The organism is Streptomyces sp. NPDC020983 (assembly GCF_044333485.1).
In the GTDB taxonomy this organism is placed as follows: domain Bacteria; phylum Actinomycetota; class Actinomycetes; order Streptomycetales; family Streptomycetaceae; genus Actinacidiphila.
In genome coordinates this window covers 145507-167746 of the sequence record NZ_JBIRRA010000007.1, presented here as the reverse complement: position 1 = coordinate 167746, position 22240 = coordinate 145507, and the positions used below count along the sequence as shown (strand labels likewise).

Annotated in this window: 21 protein-coding genes; 19 read left to right on the top strand and 2 right to left on the bottom strand. The window is 71.9% G+C overall.

Features of this window, described 5'->3' with window-relative positions; all coding sequences use genetic code 11:
* Positions 1-819: 819 nt before the first annotated feature.
* Positions 820-2118 (bottom strand): condensation domain-containing protein, encoded by a 1299-nt coding sequence (locus ACH4SE_RS17305; protein WP_398544237.1) that lies wholly within the window; start codon positions 2116-2118, stop codon positions 820-822.
* 385 nt (positions 2119-2503) lie between these two features.
* Here ACH4SE_RS17305 and ACH4SE_RS17300 point away from each other — a divergent pair, with 385 nt between their 5' ends.
* From ACH4SE_RS17300 to ACH4SE_RS17210, 19 genes are all read left to right on the top strand, one after another.
* On the top strand, positions 2504-3889 hold the full coding sequence (locus ACH4SE_RS17300; RefSeq protein WP_398544236.1) for a B12-binding domain-containing radical SAM protein: 1386 nt from the start codon (positions 2504-2506) through the stop codon (positions 3887-3889).
* A gap of 20 nt (positions 3890-3909) precedes the next feature.
* Positions 3910-5022: a pyridoxal phosphate-dependent aminotransferase gene (locus ACH4SE_RS17295; protein ID WP_398544235.1), complete on the top strand. Its 1113-nt coding sequence runs from the start codon at positions 3910-3912 to the stop codon at positions 5020-5022.
* A gap of 32 nt (positions 5023-5054) precedes the next feature.
* The gene (locus ACH4SE_RS17290; protein ID WP_398544234.1) at positions 5055-5693 is read left to right on the top strand and encodes a 2OG-Fe(II) oxygenase; all 639 of its coding nucleotides are present in this window, start codon (positions 5055-5057) and stop codon (positions 5691-5693) included.
* Positions 5690-6244: an adenylate kinase gene (locus ACH4SE_RS17285; protein WP_398544233.1), complete on the top strand. Its 555-nt coding sequence runs from the start codon at positions 5690-5692 to the stop codon at positions 6242-6244. Before ACH4SE_RS17290 ends, ACH4SE_RS17285 begins: the two co-directional genes overlap by 4 nt.
* Positions 6241-7173 (top strand): Gfo/Idh/MocA family protein, encoded by a 933-nt coding sequence (locus tag ACH4SE_RS17280; protein ID WP_398544232.1) that lies wholly within the window; start codon positions 6241-6243, stop codon positions 7171-7173. The genes ACH4SE_RS17285 and ACH4SE_RS17280 overlap by 4 nt, the downstream gene beginning before the upstream one ends.
* A 6-nt stretch (positions 7174-7179) precedes the next feature.
* Positions 7180-8775 carry a hypothetical protein gene (locus ACH4SE_RS17275; protein WP_398544231.1) on the top strand — a complete coding sequence of 532 codons (1596 nt, stop codon included), beginning with the start codon at positions 7180-7182 and terminating at the stop codon, positions 8773-8775.
* The gene (locus ACH4SE_RS17270) at positions 8772-9035 is read left to right on the top strand and encodes a phosphopantetheine-binding protein (protein ID WP_398544230.1); all 264 of its coding nucleotides are present in this window, start codon (positions 8772-8774) and stop codon (positions 9033-9035) included. The genes ACH4SE_RS17275 and ACH4SE_RS17270 overlap by 4 nt, the downstream gene beginning before the upstream one ends.
* Entirely contained in the window at positions 9035-9661 is a 627-nt protein-coding gene (locus ACH4SE_RS17265; protein ID WP_398544229.1) for a histidine phosphatase family protein, read from the top strand. Before ACH4SE_RS17270 ends, ACH4SE_RS17265 begins: the two co-directional genes overlap by 1 nt.
* A gap of 7 nt (positions 9662-9668) precedes the next feature.
* Positions 9669-10460, top strand: coding sequence for an ABC transporter permease (locus tag ACH4SE_RS17260; RefSeq protein WP_398544228.1), 792 nt, complete (start codon positions 9669-9671; stop codon positions 10458-10460).
* A gap of 5 nt (positions 10461-10465) precedes the next feature.
* Positions 10466-11269 carry an ABC transporter permease gene (locus ACH4SE_RS17255; RefSeq protein ID WP_398544227.1) on the top strand — a complete coding sequence of 268 codons (804 nt, stop codon included), beginning with the start codon at positions 10466-10468 and terminating at the stop codon, positions 11267-11269.
* Between the two features lie 3 nt (positions 11270-11272).
* On the top strand, positions 11273-12256 hold the full coding sequence (locus ACH4SE_RS17250) for an ATP-binding cassette domain-containing protein (protein WP_398544226.1): 984 nt from the start codon (positions 11273-11275) through the stop codon (positions 12254-12256).
* Positions 12253-13599, top strand: a complete 1347-nt coding sequence (locus ACH4SE_RS17245; protein WP_398544225.1) for a hypothetical protein — start codon at positions 12253-12255, stop codon at positions 13597-13599. Before ACH4SE_RS17250 ends, ACH4SE_RS17245 begins: the two co-directional genes overlap by 4 nt.
* 58 nt (positions 13600-13657) lie before the next feature.
* A complete protein-coding gene (truD, locus tag ACH4SE_RS17240) occupies positions 13658-14710 on the top strand; it encodes a tRNA pseudouridine(13) synthase TruD (RefSeq protein WP_398544224.1) in 1053 nt (350 codons plus the stop codon).
* Positions 14707-15468: a tyrosine-protein phosphatase gene (locus ACH4SE_RS17235; RefSeq protein ID WP_398544223.1), complete on the top strand. Its 762-nt coding sequence runs from the start codon at positions 14707-14709 to the stop codon at positions 15466-15468. The genes truD and ACH4SE_RS17235 overlap by 4 nt, the downstream gene beginning before the upstream one ends.
* Positions 15465-16286 carry a class I SAM-dependent methyltransferase gene (locus tag ACH4SE_RS17230; RefSeq protein WP_398544222.1) on the top strand — a complete coding sequence of 274 codons (822 nt, stop codon included), beginning with the start codon at positions 15465-15467 and terminating at the stop codon, positions 16284-16286. The genes ACH4SE_RS17235 and ACH4SE_RS17230 overlap by 4 nt, the downstream gene beginning before the upstream one ends.
* Positions 16283-17305: an LLM class flavin-dependent oxidoreductase gene (locus ACH4SE_RS17225; RefSeq protein WP_398544221.1), complete on the top strand. Its 1023-nt coding sequence runs from the start codon at positions 16283-16285 to the stop codon at positions 17303-17305. The genes ACH4SE_RS17230 and ACH4SE_RS17225 overlap by 4 nt, the downstream gene beginning before the upstream one ends.
* 20 nt (positions 17306-17325) lie before the next feature.
* The gene (locus ACH4SE_RS17220) at positions 17326-18207 is read left to right on the top strand and encodes a hypothetical protein (protein ID WP_398544220.1); all 882 of its coding nucleotides are present in this window, start codon (positions 17326-17328) and stop codon (positions 18205-18207) included.
* A gap of 158 nt (positions 18208-18365) precedes the next feature.
* The gene (locus ACH4SE_RS17215) at positions 18366-19835 is read left to right on the top strand and encodes a class I adenylate-forming enzyme family protein (RefSeq protein WP_398544219.1); all 1470 of its coding nucleotides are present in this window, start codon (positions 18366-18368) and stop codon (positions 19833-19835) included.
* Positions 19832-21022 (top strand): alanine racemase, encoded by a 1191-nt coding sequence (locus ACH4SE_RS17210; RefSeq protein ID WP_398544218.1) that lies wholly within the window; start codon positions 19832-19834, stop codon positions 21020-21022. Before ACH4SE_RS17215 ends, ACH4SE_RS17210 begins: the two co-directional genes overlap by 4 nt.
* A 71-nt stretch (positions 21023-21093) precedes the next feature.
* Here the strand turns inward: ACH4SE_RS17210 and ACH4SE_RS17205 are convergent, their stop codons facing one another.
* Complete coding sequence (locus ACH4SE_RS17205) at positions 21094-22206, bottom strand: DegT/DnrJ/EryC1/StrS family aminotransferase (protein ID WP_398544217.1); 1113 nt, start codon at positions 22204-22206, stop codon at positions 21094-21096.
* Positions 22207-22240: the final 34 nt, after the last annotated feature.

Genomic DNA, 22240 nt, shown 5'->3' with positions numbered 1-22240 from the left:
GCGGGAGGGCATCAGGGCGACGAGGAGAGCGCGCCGTTGAGGACGCCGACCCACTACACGAGACACCTCACGAGGGTGAGGACGCTCCGGAGGACTGTCCCGGCGCGCCATGGCGACCACCCGTCGTCGTGTGTCAAGGAGATGTCCTCTCTGCCATGGCAAACGCTAGACATAGGATGGATTTATAGGGTCGACTGGCTCATGTGTCCATCCCCCGGGGAGAAGATCATGGATTACCCTGTCTCACCTCCACATTTACACAGGGGGTGCATGCGCGGACATTTGGAGCTATCCAATCTCTTCCGCAGCGATGGGATGTATGGCCACCTGCCTCAGCCTGGACGACGAGCGGGGAGCAGCCACGGGGGTCCGGCACGGAGGTGAGTGATCGGTTGTTGGGCGTGGCAGTCCCGGTTCACGCACGCAGCCGCAGGTCCGCCGGCGCCGGAAGAGGTCCTGGACCACCCGCCGGTACGGCGAAGTGGTCGGGACGGGCGACGGCGCTGCTCGTGGGTGTCGCCTCAGCCGTTGCCATGGTCCCTTCCGGCCGAAGCCGGAGGACCGGCAGCGGTACCTCCGTCACGGCGTCGGGCTGACCGACGCCCACGTACCCCATGGCGCGGCTGATCGAGGTCTGCGCCTCGGTGCCGTACGCGCGTACCGCCGGCCGCGTGCGTCGCTCCGCGGAGGGCGTGCTGGACGGCGCCCCTGAGCCGTCCGTCCCAGAAGGCGACCTTGCTGCGCGTGCTCGCGGTCCAGGCGGGCAGCCTCTCGACGGCGTCTCCGCCGGGCAGCGGCTCCCAGCCGTCCCGGCGGCCGCTAGCCCACCGCTGCGGCGTGCTCCACCACCGCACGGTGCTCCATGTCCCGCAGCAGAGCGACGGCGTCGTCGAGTGGCAGGTAGTCCAGGTCGACGAACAGGGAAAGGTAGAGCCCGGTGCCGGTTCCGCCGACCCCCAGGAAGAACTTGGTGCCGCCGGACGTGAAGCGGGACCCGGTGCGGACGGTGGTCGCCGGCAGGAGTCCGCCGGGACGTCCGGGCGGGCCGGGGTGGTCCTCGGAGGGCAGGTCGGCGGTGAAGTTGAAGAAGCAGGAGCGTTCGACCTCCAGGCCGCGCCGCTCGCCGACCGACCTCACGATGCCGTCGAGGGGGGCCGGGTCGTGGCGCGAGTGGCGCTGTGCGAGCAGGGCCGAACGCGCGGTGGCGCGGACCACGTCGGGAAAGCCGGGGTCACGCTGGGCGTCCAGGCGCACGCGGAAGAGGGAGTTCTGGGCGATGTTGCACACCGCGCCCTCGGCTTCGGGCTGCCAGCGGTTCTTCGAGATCAGCTCGAACATCAGGTCGGCGGTTCCCAGCGCCCGCCCCAGTGACGAGCACAGCAGCGCCAGCGACACCGTCGTCGCGCTGCTCCCCAGGGCCTGTGCCAGCCCCTGCACCGCGACGGCCAGCGCAGGGGAGATCATCTCGATCTGCACGAAGCGCGGCTCCGGGTGGTCCGCGCGCCGTTCGGGAAACATCGAGGCGGGCCCCTCGGCCAGGTTCTGCTCCCAGTAGAGCAGGGCCCGTCGGCTCAGTTTCCGGCCCTTCGGGGAGTTCTCGTACAGCGCCTGGTCGACCGGTCGCCATGCGGCCGGATCGAGCTCGGGCAGCGTCTCGCCAGCGACCAGGGAGGCGATCTCCCGGCAGAGGATGTCGACGCCGACCCCGTCCGCGAAGAAGTGCGAGACGGCAAGCGCCAGATGGGCCGGCGCGTCGTCCACCGTGATGACGCAGGCCCAGGTCAGGAAGCTGTTCTCGACGTCGCCTGCCCGGTTTTTCAGCTCCTCGGCCACCGACTGGGCCTGGGCCGCGGGGTCGGGTGCTTCGCCGGGGTCGAACTCCCGGAATCCCACCGTGAATTCCCCGGCCGCGAGGACGTCCTGCCGGGGCTCCCCCGCGGCGTCGACCAGGAATCTGCTGCGCAGCGCCTCGTGCCGCTCGACCATCTGTCCCAGGATCCCGAGGAGTCGCCCGGCCGTCAGTCCGTCCACCGGCAGGGTGCACGCCAGCGCGAAGGCGTCGGGCCCGGTGGGCTCCTTCAGGCGCCGGTTCCAGCCGGCGCGCTGGGCCCAGGTCAACGGCCCGCTGCGGGGCTGCCCGGACCGGAACGGAACATTCACAGTCGTTGCCTGTCTCATCCGTGGGCTCCCCTCGGAATACGAATGGCTAATTCCCCTGAAATCCTTGTTCCACCCCGCCTTGAAGGAGATTGTCGTGAATGTCCGGATCATCGAATACAATTCGACAACCCTGCACATCCGATCTGCGCAGCCCGCGCAAGGTAGCACCCGCCCGGCGGGTGCACCAGGGTTGACACTCGGTCTCGGCCCGTGCTTCGCTGTTGAAGCGCTTCGAATTCACCATACGCACCGCGATCAGCAAGAATGAAAAGTCACATTCCCGGGAATGGCGGACTCATTCTCGACGGTTTTGTCAACCCGAGTCGGGGGAGCGGAAACCAGTATGGAGAGCGTCGGTACCGGGGGCATTCGTGTGCTGGTGGCCTGGGCCCCACAGATCCTGAGCTACTTCAACGCGGGTCACCACACGCCGCTGTACTCCGTCGCCGGGTATCTGCGCGCCCGTCCGGGGGTGGCACACGTCGACGTGATGGACTGCTCCGTCGGGTCGGTCACCTGGAAGCGTGTCGCCGACCGCCTGTTCCAGCACGAATACGACGTCGTCGCGGTCATGAACGACCTCGACGGGGTCGACGGGCTGCCGCGGTTCCTGACGTACGTCCGGGAGATCTCGCCGCATTCCAGGATCGTCACCTTCGGCCGGCTCAGCGGTATGCAGCCCGCGCTCTTCCGCGGGCTGGACCTGGACGGGATCGTGGGCCCGGGCGACTACGAGAGCGGAATTCTGGACTTCCTCGGCTATTGCGAAGGCTCGATCCAGGCCGAGAACGTCCACGGTGTGGATCTGCGTATCGACGGCAGGTGGAGGGCGCCGGCCGGGCCGGGGCGCATGCTGGATCCGGCCGACTGGGTACTGCCCGATATCACCGAGATCCCGTACGAGCATTACGACGAGCTGTACCGGGACGACCAGAACAAGTTCTGCGGGATTCCGCACCGGCGGGAGCTCGTGGTCCCGACGGCACGCGGGTGCCCGATCGGGTGCGATTTCTGTGAAGTGCCCACCGTGTTCGGGCGTCGCGACCGGCGTATACCGGTCGACCGGGTGATCGCCTACATCGAGGACAGCTTCGCGGCCATGCCGTTCGAGTACGTGTCCTTCTACGCGCCCACCTTCACCCTCGACCGCGCGTGGGTGGCGGAGCTCTGCAGCGAACTCGTCGCACGCGGCTCCCGGTACGCGTGGAAGTGCGCCACCACCGTCCACCACCTCGACGAGGAACTCGTGGCGCTGATGGGCCGGTCCGGGTGCGTTCGCGTCAGCGTCGGCGTCGAGACGCTGGACGCCCGCGGAGCGGCGCATCTGCCGCGGCTGAAGCGGAAGGCCGACGAGTCCGTCGCGGAGCTGGCCGGCTGGTGCGAGCGCGCGGGCATCGAACTGAACTGCTTCGTGATCGTCGGCCTTCCCGGCACGGACGCCGCGAGCGCGCAGGAGACGGTCGCCGCTCTCAAGCGGCTGGGTGCGCGGACACGCCCCACGATGTACTGCCCGAACGAACGCCTCACCGAGGGCATGACCATGCAGGACATCGCGCTGCACAACCGGCAGATCATCCTTGACGGCCGCAGCGCCTCGGCCGACGAGAGACGGCGGGCGTACGGAATCCTCTTCGGCCCGGGCGACGATCTGACCGAGGTGTTCGAGCGCATCCCCCGGCACGCCCCGGAACCCGGTTCGTCCCTTGCTGTGGGTGGTGGTGCGCCGTGACAGGACTGGGCACCGCTCGCATGACCGAGCGGATCGCGACCAGCCCGCTGGTCGACGCGGTGGCGCGGCCGCAGCGGGGGCATCTGCCCGGGCACCTGAACCTCAAGAGCTGTGAGCTGCTCAGCCCGGCCGTCGGTGAACTGCACGCGCGGACCCTGCGGGACCTCGACCCGTCCGCCGTTGTCGAGTACCCGTTGGTGGACGAGGTGCGCAGGACGGTGGCGGAGCGGTTCGGCCGTTCGCCCGAGGATGTCCTGCTGACCCCGGGGACGGACCACGCGATACAGCTGGTCTGCGAGGCGTTCGTCCGGCCCGCCGGCCGCCTGGTGATCGCCTCACCGCATTTCGACGCCTGGACGAGGGCGTGCGTGCGGCTGGGAACTGAGGTGGACGCCGAACCCCAGCCGCACGGGGGCACGGTCGGGGTCGGACCGCTCATCGCGCGTATGCGCGCGAAGGGCCCCTGCGTGGTGGCCGTGACGCAGCCCGACAGCATCACCGGGCACTGCTACCGGCGGGAGGAGATCGCGGAGCTGTCGTCCGCCGCGGCCGACCACGGCAGTCTGCTCGTGGTCGACACCTGCTACCTGGCCTTCGACGAGTCCGGGGAGCAGACGGTGGCCGCGCTCGCCGGTGAAGGACACGCGCTGAGAATCCAGGGCTTCTCCAAGAGCTTCGGGCTGGCCGGTGCGAGAGTCGGTGCGGTTCTCGGTGACGAGTCGCTCATCGACCACCTGGCCAGGTGGAACGTGGAAGGGATGGTCTCCGGCCCCGCTCTTGCGCTGCTTGCGGGCGCGTTGCGGGCGCCGGGGGTCTTCACCGCCGCGTACGCCGAAGTCGCCGCGGCGCGCGAGCTGCTGAGCAGCGGGCTGGCGCAGGCCGAGCCGGGTTGCGTGGCACGTCCGAGCGCCGCGAACTTCGTGGCCTTCGACGCGCCCGAGGAGACCGCCGCCCGCATCACCTTCACCCTCGCGGCGGCGGGCATACGCATCCGGTCGCTCAACGGGCTGGAGGGGTTCGCGGGCGGGGTGCGCATCGCGACTCCGTCCCTGGCCGCCGTCCGATCGGTGCTCGGCGCACTGGCGGGCGCGCCGCGGGCCGGCGTGCCGGAGCCGCACGGCGCGGCAGGATGAGAGGCCGGACGGTGGCGGAAACGATCATTGACATGGCCCGACTGGCCGCTTCCTCGCCGGCGACCGACCCCTGTCCGCACGCGGTCTGCGCCGACACCTTCACCTCCGTCGGCCGCGCGGAGGTCTGCGCCGGTTTCCCGGCGACCGGCTTCCACTACGACGTGCGCGCGGAGAACACCGAGGGCAAGAAGCGGTACCGCGCCCACAACATGCAACTGGTCGACAACGGGACCCCGGTGGCCGACAACCTCGCAGGGCTCTCCGGCGTGTGGCGCCGGCTCCTCGACGAGGTCACCGGCAGCGGTTACCGCCGCGCCGTCGAGCAGCTCATGGGTGTCGACCTCGCACGGGCCGTCCTCGACGTCCGGCTGGTGCGCTACGACCAGGACGACTGGATCGAGCCGCATGTGGACCGCCCGGACAAGCTGGTCACCCACCTGTTCTACCTGAACGAGCACTGGGAACCCGAGTGGTCGGGGGCGCTGCGGCTGCTGCGGGGACCCGACATCGACGACTGCGCGGTCGAGGTCTTCCCGCATGCGGGCACCTCCGTGCTGATGGCGCGTACGCAGGACGCGTGGCACGCCGTCCCGCCGGTGGCCGGGGACCACTCGCGCAAGCTCTTCCTCGTCCACTTCGTGGCCCCACCGGCCGGACGGGGGGCGCCGTGACCGGCAGGGGCCCGGCGAACATGCTGGTCGTGGGCATGTGCGGAGCGGGCAAGACAACGCTCGCCAGGACGCTGTCCCAGCGGCTGGGGCTGCGCCTGGTCGACGTGGACGGGCTGCGTCACGGCCCGGGCTGGTCGGTGCGTGCGCAGTTCGCCGCCGATGTCGACCGGCTGACCCACGACGCCGGCTGGGTGGCCGATTCCGGTGCCTACGCCGAGGTCCGGGACCTGCTGTGGCAGCGCGCGTCGTACGTGGTGTGGCTGGACCTGCCGCGGTGGACCCTCGTACGGCGCGTCGCGGGACGGAGCCTGCGCCGGGTGCTGACCCGGCAGGAGCTGTGGAACGGCAACCGCGAGTCGCTGCGCGGCATGTTCCGCCGCACCCATCCGCTGGCCAAGGCCCTCTTCGGTGTCGAGCAGCGGCGGGCGGAGACCGCACGACGACTGGCCGGGTTCGACGGCTGCGCCGTACGCCTGCTCAGCGCTTCCGACGTCCGTACGTGGACATCCGGGTGCGCCCCGGTTCAGACCTGGAGAACGACGCCATCATGACAAAGGACAGTCCCCGGTTCGCACTGGTCGGCGCCGCAGGGTTCGTGGTGCGCCGCCACCTCGACGCGATGCGGCACATCGGCGGCACGCTCGTCGCGGCGCACGACATCTGCGATTCCGTGGGAATACTCGACAACTACTTCCCGCAGGCGAAGTTCTTCCTTGACACCGGCCGCTTCGAGCAGTTCGTCCGCGACCCGGCGAGCCGCGTCGACTACCTGGTGATCTGCACGCCGAGCGACACCCACGAGCGGTACTGCGTCATGGGCGCGGAGGCGGGTGTCGACGTCATCGTCGAGAAGCCTCCCGTCCTGGCGCTCGACGGGATCGGCCGCCTGGGCGATCTGGAGCGGAGGACCGGGCGCAGGATTCACCCGATTCTGCAACTGCGCTACCACGAGGCACTGGTGGCGTTCAAGAAGCGGATGGACGAGCGCGAGGCGGACGTACCGCTGCGGATCGAGGCCCGCTACGTCGCCAGGCGCGGCCCCTGGTACCAGGTGTCCTGGAAGGGCGACCAGGCACGGAGCGGGACGATCCTCTTCAACTTCGGCATCCACCTGTTCGACTGCCTGGTCTGGATCTTCGGTCCCCCCACGGATCTGGCCGAGGTGTCCTCCAGCGGCGAGGGCGACCGGGCCTGCGGGGTCATCCGTTTCGGGGCCGTCGAGGTCGACTGGCTGCTGTCCAGCCGCGCGGAGGACCTGCCGGCCGGCTCGGCGGGCCCGGCGGCACGGACGATCACCGTCAACGGGCGGACGGCCGCTGACTTCTCCGACAACTACGCGGGCCTGCACACCACGGTGTACTCGGAGATCGCGGCAGGCCGCGGGCACCGGATCGGCGAGGCGTACGAGGTGACCGCGCTGATCGAACGGCTCCGGGAACTGGCCGCGGCGCCGCCCGTGCTGTCCCCCTCGGCGCGGTAGGCGCCGGTGTTCCTCGTACGCAGCGAGCCCGCAGGGGAGTTCGCGGGCATCCCGGGTGTGTCGGCAGTGGTCGACGAGGCGGCCCGGGTCCTCGGTACGCCCGGCCGCGACGTGCTGGTCTTCGAGGGCACACTCCACCCGGACAGCGGACTTGACCTCGACGGCGTCCTGCGCCTGTGCAGAAGCGGCCCGGCAGGCCGGGGCTGGGAGCAGGTCCGGGGGCGCTACGCGGGGGTCTACGTGAACGCCGCGGACCGGACAGCCGTGGCCTTCACCGACCACCTGGGCAGCCACGACGTCTACTGCTGGCACGACGGCGCGCGCTTCGCGGTCGGCAACGCCTTCACCGCCCTCGTCCGGGGCCTGCCCGGCGCCGCACGGCGTCTGGACACCGCCGCCGCGGAGGAGTTCACCTCCCTCGGTCTCGTGGTCGGCGGCAGGACGTTCGCCGCAGGGGTGCGGCGGCTCGCGGCGGGCAGCACGCTGACTCTCCGGCCGGCCGGAGCGAAGGCCGAGCGGTTCTGGCGATACACGATGGACGGCGGCAGCCCGGAACGGGACCTCGACGACGCGGTGGACGAGTGCTGGGCGCTCCTGACCGCCTCGGCGGACCGGGTACGCCGCGCACTGGGAGCGAACGGCACCGTCCTGCTCGGCCTGAGCGGGGGCATGGACTCCCGGCTGACCGCGGTACTGTGCCGGCGGGCCGGTATCGACGTCATTCCCTACTTCTTCGGCGAACCGCAGTCGGACGCCGCCCGCGTCGCCGGCGCCGTCGCACAGCGGCTGGGCCTGGAACTGCACTTCCCGGGCGGAAACCGGAGCTTTCCCAACCTGTTCGGGCGGTCGGTGGACCACCAGCCCATGGCCGACCTCGAATGGTGCAAGTACCTGACCGGACGGGAGGGCCTCCTGCGGTCGCTGCCGCCGGTGGCCGGCCTGATGTCCGGGCACCTCGGGGATCACCTGCTGGGCGGCTGGGGCCCCCGTGCCCCGCACGGGCCCGACGACGACGGGCGGCTGGCCGCCGAACTGGTCAGCATGTGCGCGCTGGAACCTGCCGGCGGCCGGGCCGCGGAGAGGATCACCGCCGCTGTCCGGCTCCAGCTCGCGGAGATCGGCGGTTCCGTCCTGCAGCGCAAGCAGGGCTTCTGGTTCCACTGCACCAATCCCTCCGTCCGGCGCTGCGGGCTGTTCCACCAGTTCGGCACGCTGCCGCACTTCTCTCTCTTCGAGGACGTCGGGGTGACCGAGTTCGCCCTGTCGCTGCCGCCGCGATGGCACCTGCGCAACCGCTTCTACTCCCGCCTGTACGAGCGCCACGCCCCGGATCTCGCCCCGGCCCGGCTGCCGGTGGAGAACGGCTCGAACGACCACAAGCCTGTCGAGCGCTGGCTCACCGGCAACCCGCTGCTGCGGGAGAAGGTCGCCGAACTGGTCGATCCGCGCGAGCCGGTGGACGTCCGCACGTCCGGCCCGACCTTCGCGGCGGCGGTGGAGCAGATCACGGCGGGGCGCGCTTCGCGCAACTCGATCCACCGCTTCTTCCGGCACCTGACCGTACGGGCCTATCAGCACACCTTCGAAGGGGGTGGGTCGTGAGCGACACCGCGGACCTGGTCTCGGTCGTCACCGGCGCGGTACGCCGGTGCGCCAAACTCCTGGAACCCGGCGACGAGGTGCACCCCGACCAGCCGCTGCTGGAACTGGGGCTGGACTCACCGGGGCTGGTCGAACTCATCGTCCTCCTGGAGGAGGAGCTGGACATCCTGATTCCGGACGACCAGCTCACCCCGGAGGTCTTCGAGTCGGTGTCCAGTATCGTCCGCGCGCTCGGGCCGCTCGTGGACGGGGACGCCTGATGCCGGCTTCCACGCCGCGCACCCGGCTGGTGCTGATCCGCCACGCCGAGTCGCGCGCCAATGTCGAAGGCGTGCTCGGCGGCCACCGGGGGTGCACCGGGCTGACCGCCCGTGGACGTGAGCAGGCGACGGCGCTCCGCGACAGCCTGCTGGCCACCGGCGAACTCGCCGACGCCGAAATGCTGCTGGCGTCCCTGCTGCCCCGCGCCGTCGAGACCGCGCAGCTCATCGCCCCGGCGGTGGGAAACGGGACCCTGCCGGTCCTGCAACGGTGCGACCTGTGCGATGTGCACTGGGGGCAGGCGGACGGCAGCCCCGCAGCCGGCCTTCCGGAGGTGCGCTCGGCCTACACGACGGTGGCGCCCGGTGCGGAGAGCTGGCTGGGCTTCTCGCTGCGGTCCCGCCGGGCCCTGCGGAGCATCGCACGCGCGCACCGGGGACGGGCCACGGTCGTGGTGACCCACGGCGGCGTGATCAGGGAGTCGCTGAAGCTGTTCGGCGGTGACGCGGCCGGCCAGGGCACCGAACCCGAGATCCGGTACGCCAGCGTCACCAGCTGGACGTCGCGGGAGGGAACGGCACCGTGGCGGCTGGAGAGACTCAACGACCTACTGCACCGGGAGTAGAAGAGACGTGCACCGGCACTGGAACATCGCCCGCGGCGAGTTCCGAAAATACTCGAGCTATCAGGTGGCGGCGCTCGCCGGCCTGTTCACCAACGTGGTCTTCGGCCTGCTGCGCAGCGCGGTGATGACAGCCGTGTTCGCCGAGCGGCCGGTGGTCGGCGGCTTCTCACAGGTGCAGTCGCTCACCTATGTCTGGCTGACCCAGGGACTGATGACGGTCGTCCAGATCTACGGAAGCAGCGAGTTCGCGCAGCGGATCCAGTCCGGGGACATCGTCACCGACCTCCAGCGGCCGATCGACCCGCAGCTGATGTACCTCGCCGCCGACTACGGGCGCGCGGCCTACCACACCCTCTACCGCGGAATCCCGCCCGTCGCCATCGGCGCACTCGTCTTCGACCTGGTCTGCCCGGGGTCCGCGGCCATGTGGGCGGCGTTCGCCGCCAGTCTGGTGCTCGCCGTGGCCATCGGCTTCCTGTTCCGCTTCCTCTACGGCCTCACCGCGTTCTGGCTGCTCGACCCCCGGGGCGTGGCGCTCGTCGCCGTCATCCTCACGAACCTCTTCTCGGGCTTCGTGGTCCCGGTCAGCTTCTTCCCCGGCTGGATGCACGCGATCGCCGTCGCGACGCCCTTCCCCGGGATGGTGCAGACCCCCATCGAGATCTTCACCGGCGCAGCGCAGGGCTGGGAAGCGGTGCAGCGGCTGGCCACCCAACTCGCCTGGGCCGTCGGGCTCCTCGCGTGCGGCCGGATCGTCTACGCGCGGGGTCGCCGCCGCCTCGTCGTGCAGGGAGGGTGACGCCGGTGTCCACGGTCGGTGTGTACCTGCGGCTGATCCGGCTCCAGGTCCGCTCACAGGCCCAGTACCGCACGGGGTTCCTGCTGTCGGTGGCAGGCACGTTCCTGTTCACCACACTCGACTTCGCCGCGATCCTGGTGCTGTTCCACAACGTCCACTCGATCGGCGGGTGGTCCGCCGCCGAGGTGTCACTGCTGTACGCGTCGGCGGCGCTGTCCTACGCGATCACCGACATGGTGCTCGGCAGCCTCGACACCCTTCCGCAGCTCGTGCGCGACGGCACCTTCGACTCCCTGCTCATGCGGCCGCGTTCGGCGTTCTTCCAACTGCTGGCCAGCGACTTCATGTTCCGCCGGTGCGGCCGGCTGCTCCAGGCGGCGATCGTGCTCGCGGTACTGCTCTGCGGCGGCTTCCTGCACGTCAGCTGGACACCGGCACGTGCCGCGGTCCTGCTGTCCGCGGTGTTCGGCGGAGCGGTGATCCTCGGGGCGGTGTGGGTCGTGGGCGCCTGCATCTCCTTCCTGGTCGACGGCGCGGGCGAGTTCGTCAACACGTTCAGCACCGGCATGCAGTTCCTGGCCCAGTACCCCCTGGACATCTACTCCTCCTGGCTGCGGCGGCTGGTGGTCTTCGTGGTCCCGGTGGGATTCGTCTCCTACGGCCCCGTCGCCTACCTCCTCGGCAAGGACGTGGGGTGGGAGGCGAGCACCGCGGTGTTCCTGCCCCCGCTGGTCGCGCTGGCGTCCGCCGCAGCGGCGACCGCCGTATGGCAGACATCCATCAGGCGATACCGCAGCGCGGGAGGCTGAGCCATGCCACTGATCCGACTGGAAGACGTTTCCCGGGACTTCACGGTCCGCAAGAAGACCTCCCGCTGGCGGCGTACGTCCACGGTCGTGCACGCCGTGCGGGAGCTGGACTTCAGCATCGGAGCCGGGGAGTTCGTCGGCTACCTCGGCGGGAACGGGGCCGGCAAGTCGACGACCATCAAGCTGCTCACCGGCATCCTCACCCCGACGCGGGGCCGGGTGGAACTGGACGGCCGCGACCCGTTCCGTGACCGCTCGGTGGCCTACCAGGTGGGCGCGATGTTCGGGCAGCGCAACCAGCTCTGGTGGGACCTGCCGCTGGCCGACTCCTTCGAGCAGCTCCGGTACATCTACCGGACCGAGCTGCGCGACTACCGCCGGCGCCTGGACGAATTGGTCGACATCCTCGACCTCGGCGTCCTGCTGAGTACGCCGGTGCGCCAACTCAGCCTCGGCCAGCGCATCCGGGGCGAGCTGGCTGCCGCGATGATCCACGGGCCGAAGCTGCTGTTCCTCGACGAGCCGACGATCGGTCTGGACGTGGTCGCCAAGCAGAAGATCCGCGACTTCCTGACCGTCATGAACCGGGAGCGCGGTGTGACCATCCTGCTCACCACCCACGATCTGGACGACCTGGAACACATGTGCTCGCGGCTGATCCTGCTCTCCGCGGGCCGGGTCGTGGGCGACGGGCCGATCCAGGACCTGTTCGACGCGCACCGCCTGGAGCGGACCATGGTCGTCGACCTCACCGAGGTGCGCGATCCGCTCGACGTGCCCGGCGCGCGCCTGGTCGCCGTGGACGGCCCTCGGCAGACCCTGAAGTTCCGCACCCAGGACATCTCCGCGGCCCAGGTCGTCACCGCGGTGTCCGGTCAGGCCGTCATCAAGGACCTCACGCTCCGGGAGCCGGACGTCGCCGACCTGGTGCACCTGCTGGGCCGCAGCGGCGACGCGGCGCCCACCACCGAGGGGGTGGACCGTTGAGCGGGCGTGCCGGTCTCTCGGTGCTGCACGGTGGCCGTCCTCTGGGCGGCACCGTCGTCGTCCCCGGGTTCAAGCACTCGCTGGTGACGGCGCTGGCGATGGCCTGCATGGGGACCGGCGAGATACGCCTGGAGAACGTGCCCCGCATCGCCGAGTCGGAGGTCCTGGCCCGGCTGATCGAGAGCGCGGGACGCCGCGTCGAGCGCACCGGGGACCACCTGACCGTGGCCCGCGGCGACTTCGCCGCGGCCGGGGAGTTCGCTCCCGCGGACGTCGCCGCGGTGCACGGGTCGGTCTACCTCGCCCCCGCGGTGCTCGCCCACACCGGCGCGGTGCGGATGCCGCCGGCCGGCGGTTGCCGGATCGGCGGCGCGGACGGCGGTTCGAGGCCCGTCCGGCACTACGCCGAGGTCCTGGAACGCTTCGGCGCACAGGCGCACGTCCTGCCGGACGGCGGGCTCGCCGCGTCAGCCCGGCGGCTGCGCGGATGCCACATCGACCTGCTCGACTTCACCGACGACCGTGCGCGCGCCACAGGACCGCGCTACTCGGGGGCGTCGAAGTTCGCCCTGCTGGCCGCGGCGGCCGCCGAGGGCACGACCGTACTGCGCAACCTCTACCCGAAGCCCGACGTCACCGACATGATCGACGTGCTGGCCGCGATGGGCGCCACGACGGACTCTCCCGAGCCCGGGACCGTGGTTGTCAGCGGCGGACCGGACGCCCTGACCCGGGACACCCGGCACCGGTTGCTGCCCGACCTGATCGAGGTGGTCACCTGGATATCCGCCGCAGTCGTGGCCTGCCCGGACGGCCTGCGGGTGGTGGGAGCGGGGATGGACCGCGCAGTCGCCGCGCTGTCGCCGGAGTTCGCCGTGCTGGACCAGATGGGGCTGCGGGCCGAGGTGTCGGCCGACGCGGTGGTCGTCCGTCCGCAGGGCACCCTCCGCCCCGTCACCGTGGTGATCGGCTCGCACGGGGCGTACAGCGACAGCCAGCCCTTCCTCGCCCTTCTCAGCTGCATGGCCGACGGCGTCTCGCGGCTGGAGGAGACCGTCTGGCCGGGGCGGCTGGGCTACGCGGACGAACTGCGCAAGGTGGGGGCCGACCTGCGGCGCGACGGCCGCTTCCTCACCGCCCGCGGACCGTGGCGGCCCACCCCGACCGACGACGTCCTGCACGCCGGTGACCTGCGCGCCGCCGCCGTGCTGGTCCTCGCCGCCCTGGCGGTGCCCGGCCGGACGGTGATCGGCGGCCTCGGCCACCTGGCGCGCGGCTACGCCGACTTCCTCGGCTCCCTGACCGGCCTGGGGGCACGCATCGAGCCGGCGGCGAGCCGGTGAGGCGAACCGGCCGGCCGCGCACCGCACGCACCCGCATCCCCCCACTCCAGGAGTCGCCGTGACACAGGATCCAGCGCCTGTCATCAAGCACGTCCCCGAGGACTTCCTGGTCCGTGAGGCCCTGGTGCTCGAACTGACGGACAGCGCCGACGCCCCCTTCCAGTACCTGACGGTCCGCAAGCGCGGCCTGACGACGACCGAGGCGGTGGAGCTGCTCGCCGCCGCCTGCCGGGTGGGCAGCAGCCAGGTCACCTACGCCGGGCGCAAGGACGAGGACGGCGTCACCGAGCAGTTCCTCGCCGTCCCGGCCGGCTCCTTCGGGACGGCCCCGGAGTTCCGTCACGCGGCCGGGGACTCCTGGATGACGGCCCGCCACTACGGGTACGGCAGCACGCCGCTGCGGATCGGCGCCCTGCCCGGCAACAGCTTCCGCATCGTGGTGCGCAACCTGCACGGCGACCACGTCGCGTCGCTCGCCGCGCAGCGCCGGATGAACGCCTTCACGCTCAACTACTACGACACCCAGCGCTTCGGGGTGCCCACCGGGCCGAAACGTACCCACCTCGTCGGACGCGCGCTGCTGGAAGGGGACTGGGAGACCGCCCTCGGCGAGGTCGTGCGGCTCAACGCGCCGGAGAGCCGCGGCGCGGCGGCGTGGACGGGCGACCCGGGGGACTACTTCCGGGCCGAGGACCCCCGCAGAAGTTCCTTCTACCTGGCCGCGCACGCCTCGCACGAGTGGAACGCGGTCCTCATGGAACAGGTGGCCGCGCACTTCCGGGAGTCGCACTACCCGACGTACGTCGACGGTCTCGAATACCGGTGGCTGCACGGCGCCGAGGACGCGGCACGTCTGCTGTCCGCCAGGAGCAGCCTTCCGTACGACCGCTACGCGCTCACGCCCGCCGGCATCACACGCGGCGTCTCCGAGCGTCCCACCGTGCTCCAGACGGTGATCGACGTCCAGGACAGTGCCTCCGACGAGGCGCATCCCGGCAGATTCCGCGCCACACTGAGCTTCTTCCTGGCCTCCGGGGGCTACGCGACCTCGGTGGTCCGGCAGGTGCTCGGCTACCGCCCGTGGTCCGGGCAGAGGACGGTCCGGTCGTGAACCGGCAGCGGGCCGGCGGCAGCCGTGTGGTCAGCGACGCGGGCAACGCACGGGACATGGCCGGTCTTCGCGGCGCGGGAGGCCTGAGCGTGCGGGGCCGCGTGCTCCTGCGCGCGTCGGCCGCGGGCGTCACCGCCGTCTCGGCGGCCTGCCGCCCGGGCACGGTCGTCGACCTCCGGGACCCGGCAGAACGCGCTGCCCGGCCCCTCACCGGGGGTCACACGTCGACGGTGCACCACCCCGTGCAGGTGAGCCGGGCGGTCCTGCGCGGCGTCCCGGCGCCCGGTCCACGGCACTACCTCGCCTACTACCGCTCCATGCTGCCGGTCGCGGCCCCGGTGGCGGTCGCGGTGGTCGACCTGCTCGCCGCCCCCGCGGGCGCTCCCGTGGTGGTGTGCTGCACCCTGGGCAAGGACCGTACGTCGGTGGTGTGCGGCCTCGTGCTGCGCGCGCTCGGGGTCCGGGTCGCCGACGTGGCGCGGGACCACGCGCTGACCGCCCGGCTCCACCGCCGCAGCGTCGCCGCGGGAGCCACCCCGCCGTGGGCCGGCCGCCCGGACGAGCGGGCCCGGACGGCGGGGATGGCCACGGCGGCCGCGACCATGCGCGAGCTGCTGCTCGGCGTGGAGCGCGCCCACGGCTCGGTGGCCGGCTACCTGATCCGCCACGGAGGGCTGACGCGGCGGAGCCTGGAGCGCGCGGCGCACACGGTGCTGACCGGGCACCGGGCACCCCGCGGTTCGGTGGTGCGGCCGTGACGCGCGCCAAGGAGTTCCGGGACGCGGTCGTCCGGGCCAGGTTCGAGGCCATCGCCGGGGAGTACGACGCCACCGTCGTACGCCGGCGGCTGCGGTACAACGACGCCGTCGACACGCTCGTCGGGGAGTGGGTCCCCCCGCGGCCCGACGGCGCCGCACTCGAGGTGCTGGACGCGGCCTGCGGCACGGGCACCCGGTGGGGCAGGCTGGCCACCCGCCTGCCGGCGGCGCGCGCCTGCGGCCTGGACATGAGCCGGAACATGTGCGCGCTGGCCGAGCGGAACGGCGGCTTCGCGCAGGTGGTCAACGCGCCGCTGACCGGTATGCCCTTCCCCGACGCCCGGTTCGACCTCGTGGTGTGCCTCTTCTTCTCCTTCTGCTACCTGACGTCGCAGGCGGAGCGGCAGCAGGCGCTGCGCGAGATGCACCGCGTCCTGAAACCCGGCGGGCGCCTCGTCATCGACGCGATCAACATCCTGCACCGCGGGGAGCCCGCAGGCTACCGGCGGTCGCTGCCGGGCACCTGGTGGGACGTCGGCAAGTCGCTGGTCGACCCGCGGCTGGAGCCCGCCGACAAGCTCTACACGACCCGCAACGGCGGGCGCCGGCTGCGCGGCTACTTCCACGGGTTCACCCACCGGACCTTCCGCTCCCTGATCGAGTCGGCGGGGATCGGCGTCGACCGGCAGCTCACCGTGGGCTACCACTCCGGTGAACTGCGCAGCCGGCCCCACGAAGGCCAGCTGCTGATGCTGTGCTCCCGCCCCCTGCCCGCACCGGCGCCCGCGCCTCGTCACGAAGGAGAGTGGAGCCGGTGACCGCCCGACTGGCGCTGCCGATGTCCGCCACGCTGTCCACCGCCCGGGTGTCCGAGGTGGCCGGTGACGCGGTGCGGCTGGAGGAACTGGGCTACCGAGGGCTGTGGGTCGGCGAGGGCCGGCTGCGCCGCGACGCCGTGACACAGTTGGCGCTCGCCGCCTCCGCGACCCGCCACTGCTACCTGTCCAGCGGGATCGTCCCCTTCAGGACACGCAACGTGGCCGTCCTGGCGATGACGTGGAAGACGCTGCACCAGCTCGCACCCGGCCGGGTCCGGCTGGGGCTGGGCGCGTGGTGGGAGCCCATCGCCTCCCGGGCCGGGGTGCACACCGCGAGCCCGCTGACCGCCATGGAGGAGGTCGTCGCGGTTCTCCGGACGCTGTTCGCCGGAGGGACGGCGACCTGCCACGGGAAGTACGTCGACGTGGAGGAGATCAGGTTCGACGGCGTGGAGGACGAGGCGGGCGCCACGTATCCCGTTCCGGTCTACCTCGCCGCCGTCGGACCGCGGATGCTCGAGCTCGCCGCCCGCATCGCGGACGGCGTGCTCCTGGACTTCTTCCTGCCCGCCGGCTACCTCTCCCGGACGGCCCCCGGAGCGCTGACGGCCCGGCAGTCGTCCCCGGCGCCGCTGGACATGCCCCAGCTTGTCGCCTGCGCGGTGGACGACGACGACCCCGGGGCGGCGGTGAACGCGATGCGCGTGGTCCTCACGCGCTATCTCGTCCAGCAGCCGCACATCGCGGCGCACAGCGGCGCCGATCCGGAACTCGTCACGCGCCTGCGCAGAACCCTCGGCTGGCCGGCCACCACCGGTGAGCTGCGCGAAGCGGCGCGCCTGGTCCCCATCGGCCTGGTGCGGGAGGTGGCCGCCGTCGGCACGGTCCGCGACGTCCTGTCGGCGATGGAGGAGCGCATCGCGGCGGGAGCCTCCGAAATCGTGGTCGCCCCGTTCGGCGACCGGCGCACGGAGACCTTCGAAGCCCTGGCACGCCGAACCGCCGTACGCCCGAACTGAGAGCGGAGCTGACACACACCATGCGGGGATACCTCACACACGCCTTCAACAGCGGCGGGACCGACTACCTGAGGATGGCCTACTGCCTCGCCCTGTCCATCAGGCGCACCCAGGGCGCCGTCAACCGGCTCAGCGTCGTCGTCCCGGCAGGACAGCCTCTCCCCCACGCCTACCGTGACGCCTTCGACCATGTCATCACGGTCCCCGACGAGCGCCCGCCGCACGTCGACCCGGCCTGGCGGGTCGACACCTTCACCAAGTTCTACGACCTCACGCCGTACGAACAGACCGTCACCCTCGACGCGGACATGCTGTTCTTCGACGACGTGTCCTCGTGGTGGGACGACCTGGCGGCACGCGACATCGTGGGCGGCACGGCAGTCACCTACCGCGGCGAACCGATCCGGGACAACCCCCTGCGCACCGACCTGTACGCGGCCGGCCTGCCCGACCTCCACAACGGCTTCCTGTACTTCAGGAAAGGGGCCAGGGCCGAGGCGATGTTCACCGCCATGCAACGCAACCAGGAGGACTGGGCGCACGCCGTGACACGCCACTTCGGCCGTCCGGACGTGCCCTTCTCCTCGGACTGCGCCTTTCTGATAGCGCTGCGCGACACGGGCCTGGAGACCGAGGCGGCCAGCGCGGTGCCCGGCTACCCGCGCTTCGTCCACATGAAGGCCTGTCTTCAGGGCTGGAGCCATGTCCCGCCCACCGCGCGGGAGTGGCGGGACCACGTCGACCACTCCTTCGACGACGCGTTGCGCCTGACGATCGGGGGCGTGCGGATCGGCGATCCGTTCCACTACCACGTGCGCGACTTCGTCACCGAAGGCCTGCTGGCGGCCTACGAGTCCGCGGCGCCCGGCGCCGGGGCCCGGCGGCGGACGGCCGCCGGGTGAACGGAGTCCGGGCCGGCGCCCGCCGGATCAGGCGCCGCCGTGTCAAGGGCCGCCGGCCGGTCCGGCAGCCGGACCGCGCCCGCGGCTCCGCGGTCCCCCGGGGGCACCGGGCCGCGCATCGCACCCCGGAACGCGACAACGAGAGGAGCATCCGGACGGTGGAGGCGATCCACGACCTGCTCGACGCGGCAGCCGCCGCGAGCCCCGGGGCCACAGCGGTGCGCGACAGCCAATCGGCCCTCTCCTACGCCCAGTTGGACCGGCTGAGCCGCGCGGCGTCCTGGCGGCTCGCCCGGCACGGCGTCGGCCGCGGCGACCGGGTCGTCGCAGACGCGGTGCCGGACCGGCGACTGCCCGCGCTCCTCTACGCCTGCTCCCGCATCGGTGCGGCCTTCGTCCCTCTCAACCCGGCCCTGCGGGCCGACGAGCGGCGCCACATCCTCGCCGACTCGGAACCCTCGCTGGTCGTCACGAGCAGGGAGAATCCCTGGGACTCGGCGCCCTGGCCCGCCCAGCCCCTGGAGAGCGTCTGCGCGGGTCCGGCAGCCGGTGGCGGGAGTCCGCCCGGGACCCGGGTCCGTACCGGGGACGTGGCGCTGCTGATGTACACCTCCGGCAGCACCGCACGACCCAAGGCGGTGATGTGCCCACACGGCCCCGTCCTCTTCGCGACGTCCTCGATCGCCGGCCGGCTGCGCTACCGGGCACAGGACGTGGTGTTCAACCGGATGCCGCTGTCCTTCGACTACGGCCTTTACCAGATCTTCCTCGCCGCGCAGGCCCGCGCCGAACTCGTCCTGGCAGGCCCGCGCGACGACGCGCGGCTGCTTCCCGCCCTCCGTGGCGCCGGGGCCACGGTGGTGCCCGTGGTGCCGGCCCTGGCGGCGATGCTCGTCCGGCTCGCCGGGCGCGGCGGTCCCCGGCCGCCGGTGCGCCTGTTCACGAACACCGGCGAGGAACTGACCGCCGCGGACTGCGCCGCGCTGCGGGCCGCCTTCCCCGGAGCGCAGGTGCAGCTGATGTTCGGGACCACCGAGTGCAAGCGGGTGTCCGTCATGGAACCCGACGGCGACCTGACACGTCCGGGCTCGGTCGGAAGCGCCCTGCCGGGGACGGAGATCCGCATCGTCGGTGAGGACGGCCGGACGCTACCGCCGCTGGCGGTGGGGGAGATCGTCGTCAGCGGCCCCCACGTGATGGCCGGGTACTGGCGCTGCCCGGAACTGACCGAGCCGGTCTTCCGTACGCACCCGCGCAGCGGGGAGCGGTCCTTGCACACCGGCGACTACGGTCACCTGGACACGGCGGGATATCTGTACTTCGAGGGCCGCCGCGACGACCGCTTCAAGTCGAACGGTGTGCGCACGGGCCTGCTGGAGATCGAACGGGCGGCGCGGCAGGTCCCCGGCGTGGTGGAGGCAGGAGCGGTGCCGCCGGCCCGGAGCGGCCGCGCGGCCCTGTACGTCGCGGGTGAGGTGACCGCCGACGAGGTGCGGCGCGCCCTGCGGAGCATGCTCGAACCGGCCAAGGTCCCCGGGTCGGTCCGTGTCCTCGGCTCGCTGCCCCGCGGGGTGAACGGGAAGATCGACCGCTCCGCCCTTCGTTCCCTGGCCGAGGAGTGCGCGTGACGCACACGACCAGCGCACTCGCCGCGCGCTTCGGCACCCCGCTGTACGTCTACCGGCTCGACCGCGTGGCCGCCGCGCTGCGCGACCTGCGGGCCGCGTTGCCGCAACCGAGCAGGCTGTACTACTCGTTGAAGGCCAACCCCCACGCGCGCATCGCCGGCGTGTTGCGGCAGGGCGGCTGCCATGCCGAGGTCAGCTCGCAAGGGGAGCTGGCAGTGGCGAGGGAGGCCGGCTTCAGCGGCGCCGAGTGTTTCTACACCGGTCCCGCGAAGAGCCCCGCCGAGATCACGGCGGCCCTCGGCCAGGGAGTGTTCCGCTTCTCGGTGGAGTCGGAGGCCGATCTCGAACGGGTCCGCGCCGCCGCGGCACAACGGGGAGCGCGCGTCGAGTGCCTGCTGCGGGTGAACGGCGGTTCGGCGGGGGCGGTGGGCCTGAGGATGACGGGAGGGGCGAGCCAGTTCGGCACCGAGCCCTCCCAGGATCTGCTGGAGTCGCCCAGCGTCACGGGCCTGCACTTCTTCCCCGGCAGCGGCGCCCGTGACGAGGACGCGCTGTTCACGGCGTTCCTCGCCAGCATCACCCAGGCAGCGCAGATCCGCCGCCGGACACCGGTGACCGACGTCGACCTCGGCGGCGGCTTCGCGGCGCCCTACGCGCGCCCCGGTGACCGGCCCCGCTACCCGACCCTGCGCCGGCGGCTGGAGATCGCGCTCGACGAGCACCTACCGGGGTGGAGGGACGGCGACCCCGTCGTCTGCTTCGAGTCCGGGCGGTACCTCACTGCGGACGCGGGAAGCCTGGTGTGCACCGTGCTGGAGACGAAACGGGCCGGAGCAGCCGAGTTCGTGCTGCTCGACTCCGGCATCAACCACCTGGGAGGGATGGCGGGGCTCGGCAGGTTCGTCCGCCCCGCGGCCCTGCCCGTTGGGGCGCCGCCGGTCGGCACCTCCACCGCCACGCTGGTCGGACCGCTGTGCACGCCGGCCGACGTGCTCGGACGGGAGGCGCCGGCGGGCACCTACCGCTCCGGGGACACCGTGGTCTTCCCCAACGTGGGCGCCTACGGGCTCACGGCGAGCCTCATCGGCTTCCTGAGCCGGCCGGCCCCGCTGGAGGTGGTGGTGGACGAGGCCACCGGCGCGGTGTCCGCCAGCCGGCTCGAGCTGAGCCGCCGGGAGGCACCGTGAGCACGCCCGGAACCGGCGCGGGCGCGCCGCCCGCACGGTCGGCGGCCGGGGACCGGCACCCCGCGCACCGATCAGGCCGGCAAAGCCTCCAGGACCGCCTCCCCGACCCTCCTGACCTGAGCGGGCGTCATGCCCGGGTACAGCGGCAGGGAGAGGCACTCCCGGGCAAGTTGCTCCGCTCCGCCGAGGCAACCGGGTTCGCGCGGTGCGTAGCGGGCGAAGGGCCCCAGTTGGTGGACCGCTCGCGGGTAGTGGACCTGGGTGGCGATTCCCGCGGCGGCCAACGCTTCGCGCAGGACGTCGCGTTCGCCGTGCTGCACCACAAAGAGGTGGTAGGCGTGCTCGACGTCGGCGGAGGACCGGGGCAGCAGCACGCCGCAGCCGTCCAGTTCGCGGCCGTACCACCCGGCGATCGTGCGGCGGGCTCCTACCCACTCCTCCAGGTACCGCAGCTTCACCCGCAGGGCGGCCGCCTGTACGGCGTCCAGCCGCCAGTTGTGTCCCGCGACGGCGTAGGAGTCACGCGAGGAGCCGCGGCCGTGGTCGCGCATCTGGCGTATGCGCGCCGCGATGTGCGGGGCGTCGGTGGTGACCGCCCCCGCGTCGCCGAGGGCGCCGAGGTTCTTGGACGGATAGAAGCTGAAGCACGTGGCGTCCGCCAGTGTGCCGACCCGGCGGCCCCGGTAGACGGCGCCGTGCGCTTGGGCGGCGTCCGCCACGACCGCGAGGCCGAAGCGGTCCGCGACCCGGCGGATCGCGTCCGCGTCGGCCGGGTGACCGTACAGGTCAACGGGTATCACCGCACGGGTCCTGGGGGTCACCGCGTCGGCCAGCCGGTCGGGGCACAGCGTGCGCGTCCGTACGTCGATGTCCACGAAGACCGGTGTCGCGCCGGTGTGGACGATCGCCGCCACCGTCGCCACGAAGGTGGCCGCGGACGTGATGACCTCGTCGCCGGGGCCGACGCCGCACGCGAGCAGCGCCGCCTGCAGCGCGCTGGTGCCGCTGGAGACGCCCACGCATTCCCGGGCACCGGTGAATTCAGCGAATTCACGCTCGAACGATTCGACTTCCGGGCCGCCGACGAAACGGCCGGAGGCCAGTACGGTCTGCACCGCCGCTGTCAGCTCCGCCAGAGGCTGTGACGCCTGCAGATCGAAGAACGGCACTCCACTGTCGGGCATGGTCGACCTTTCGTGTGAGGAGCAGTCGCCGGGA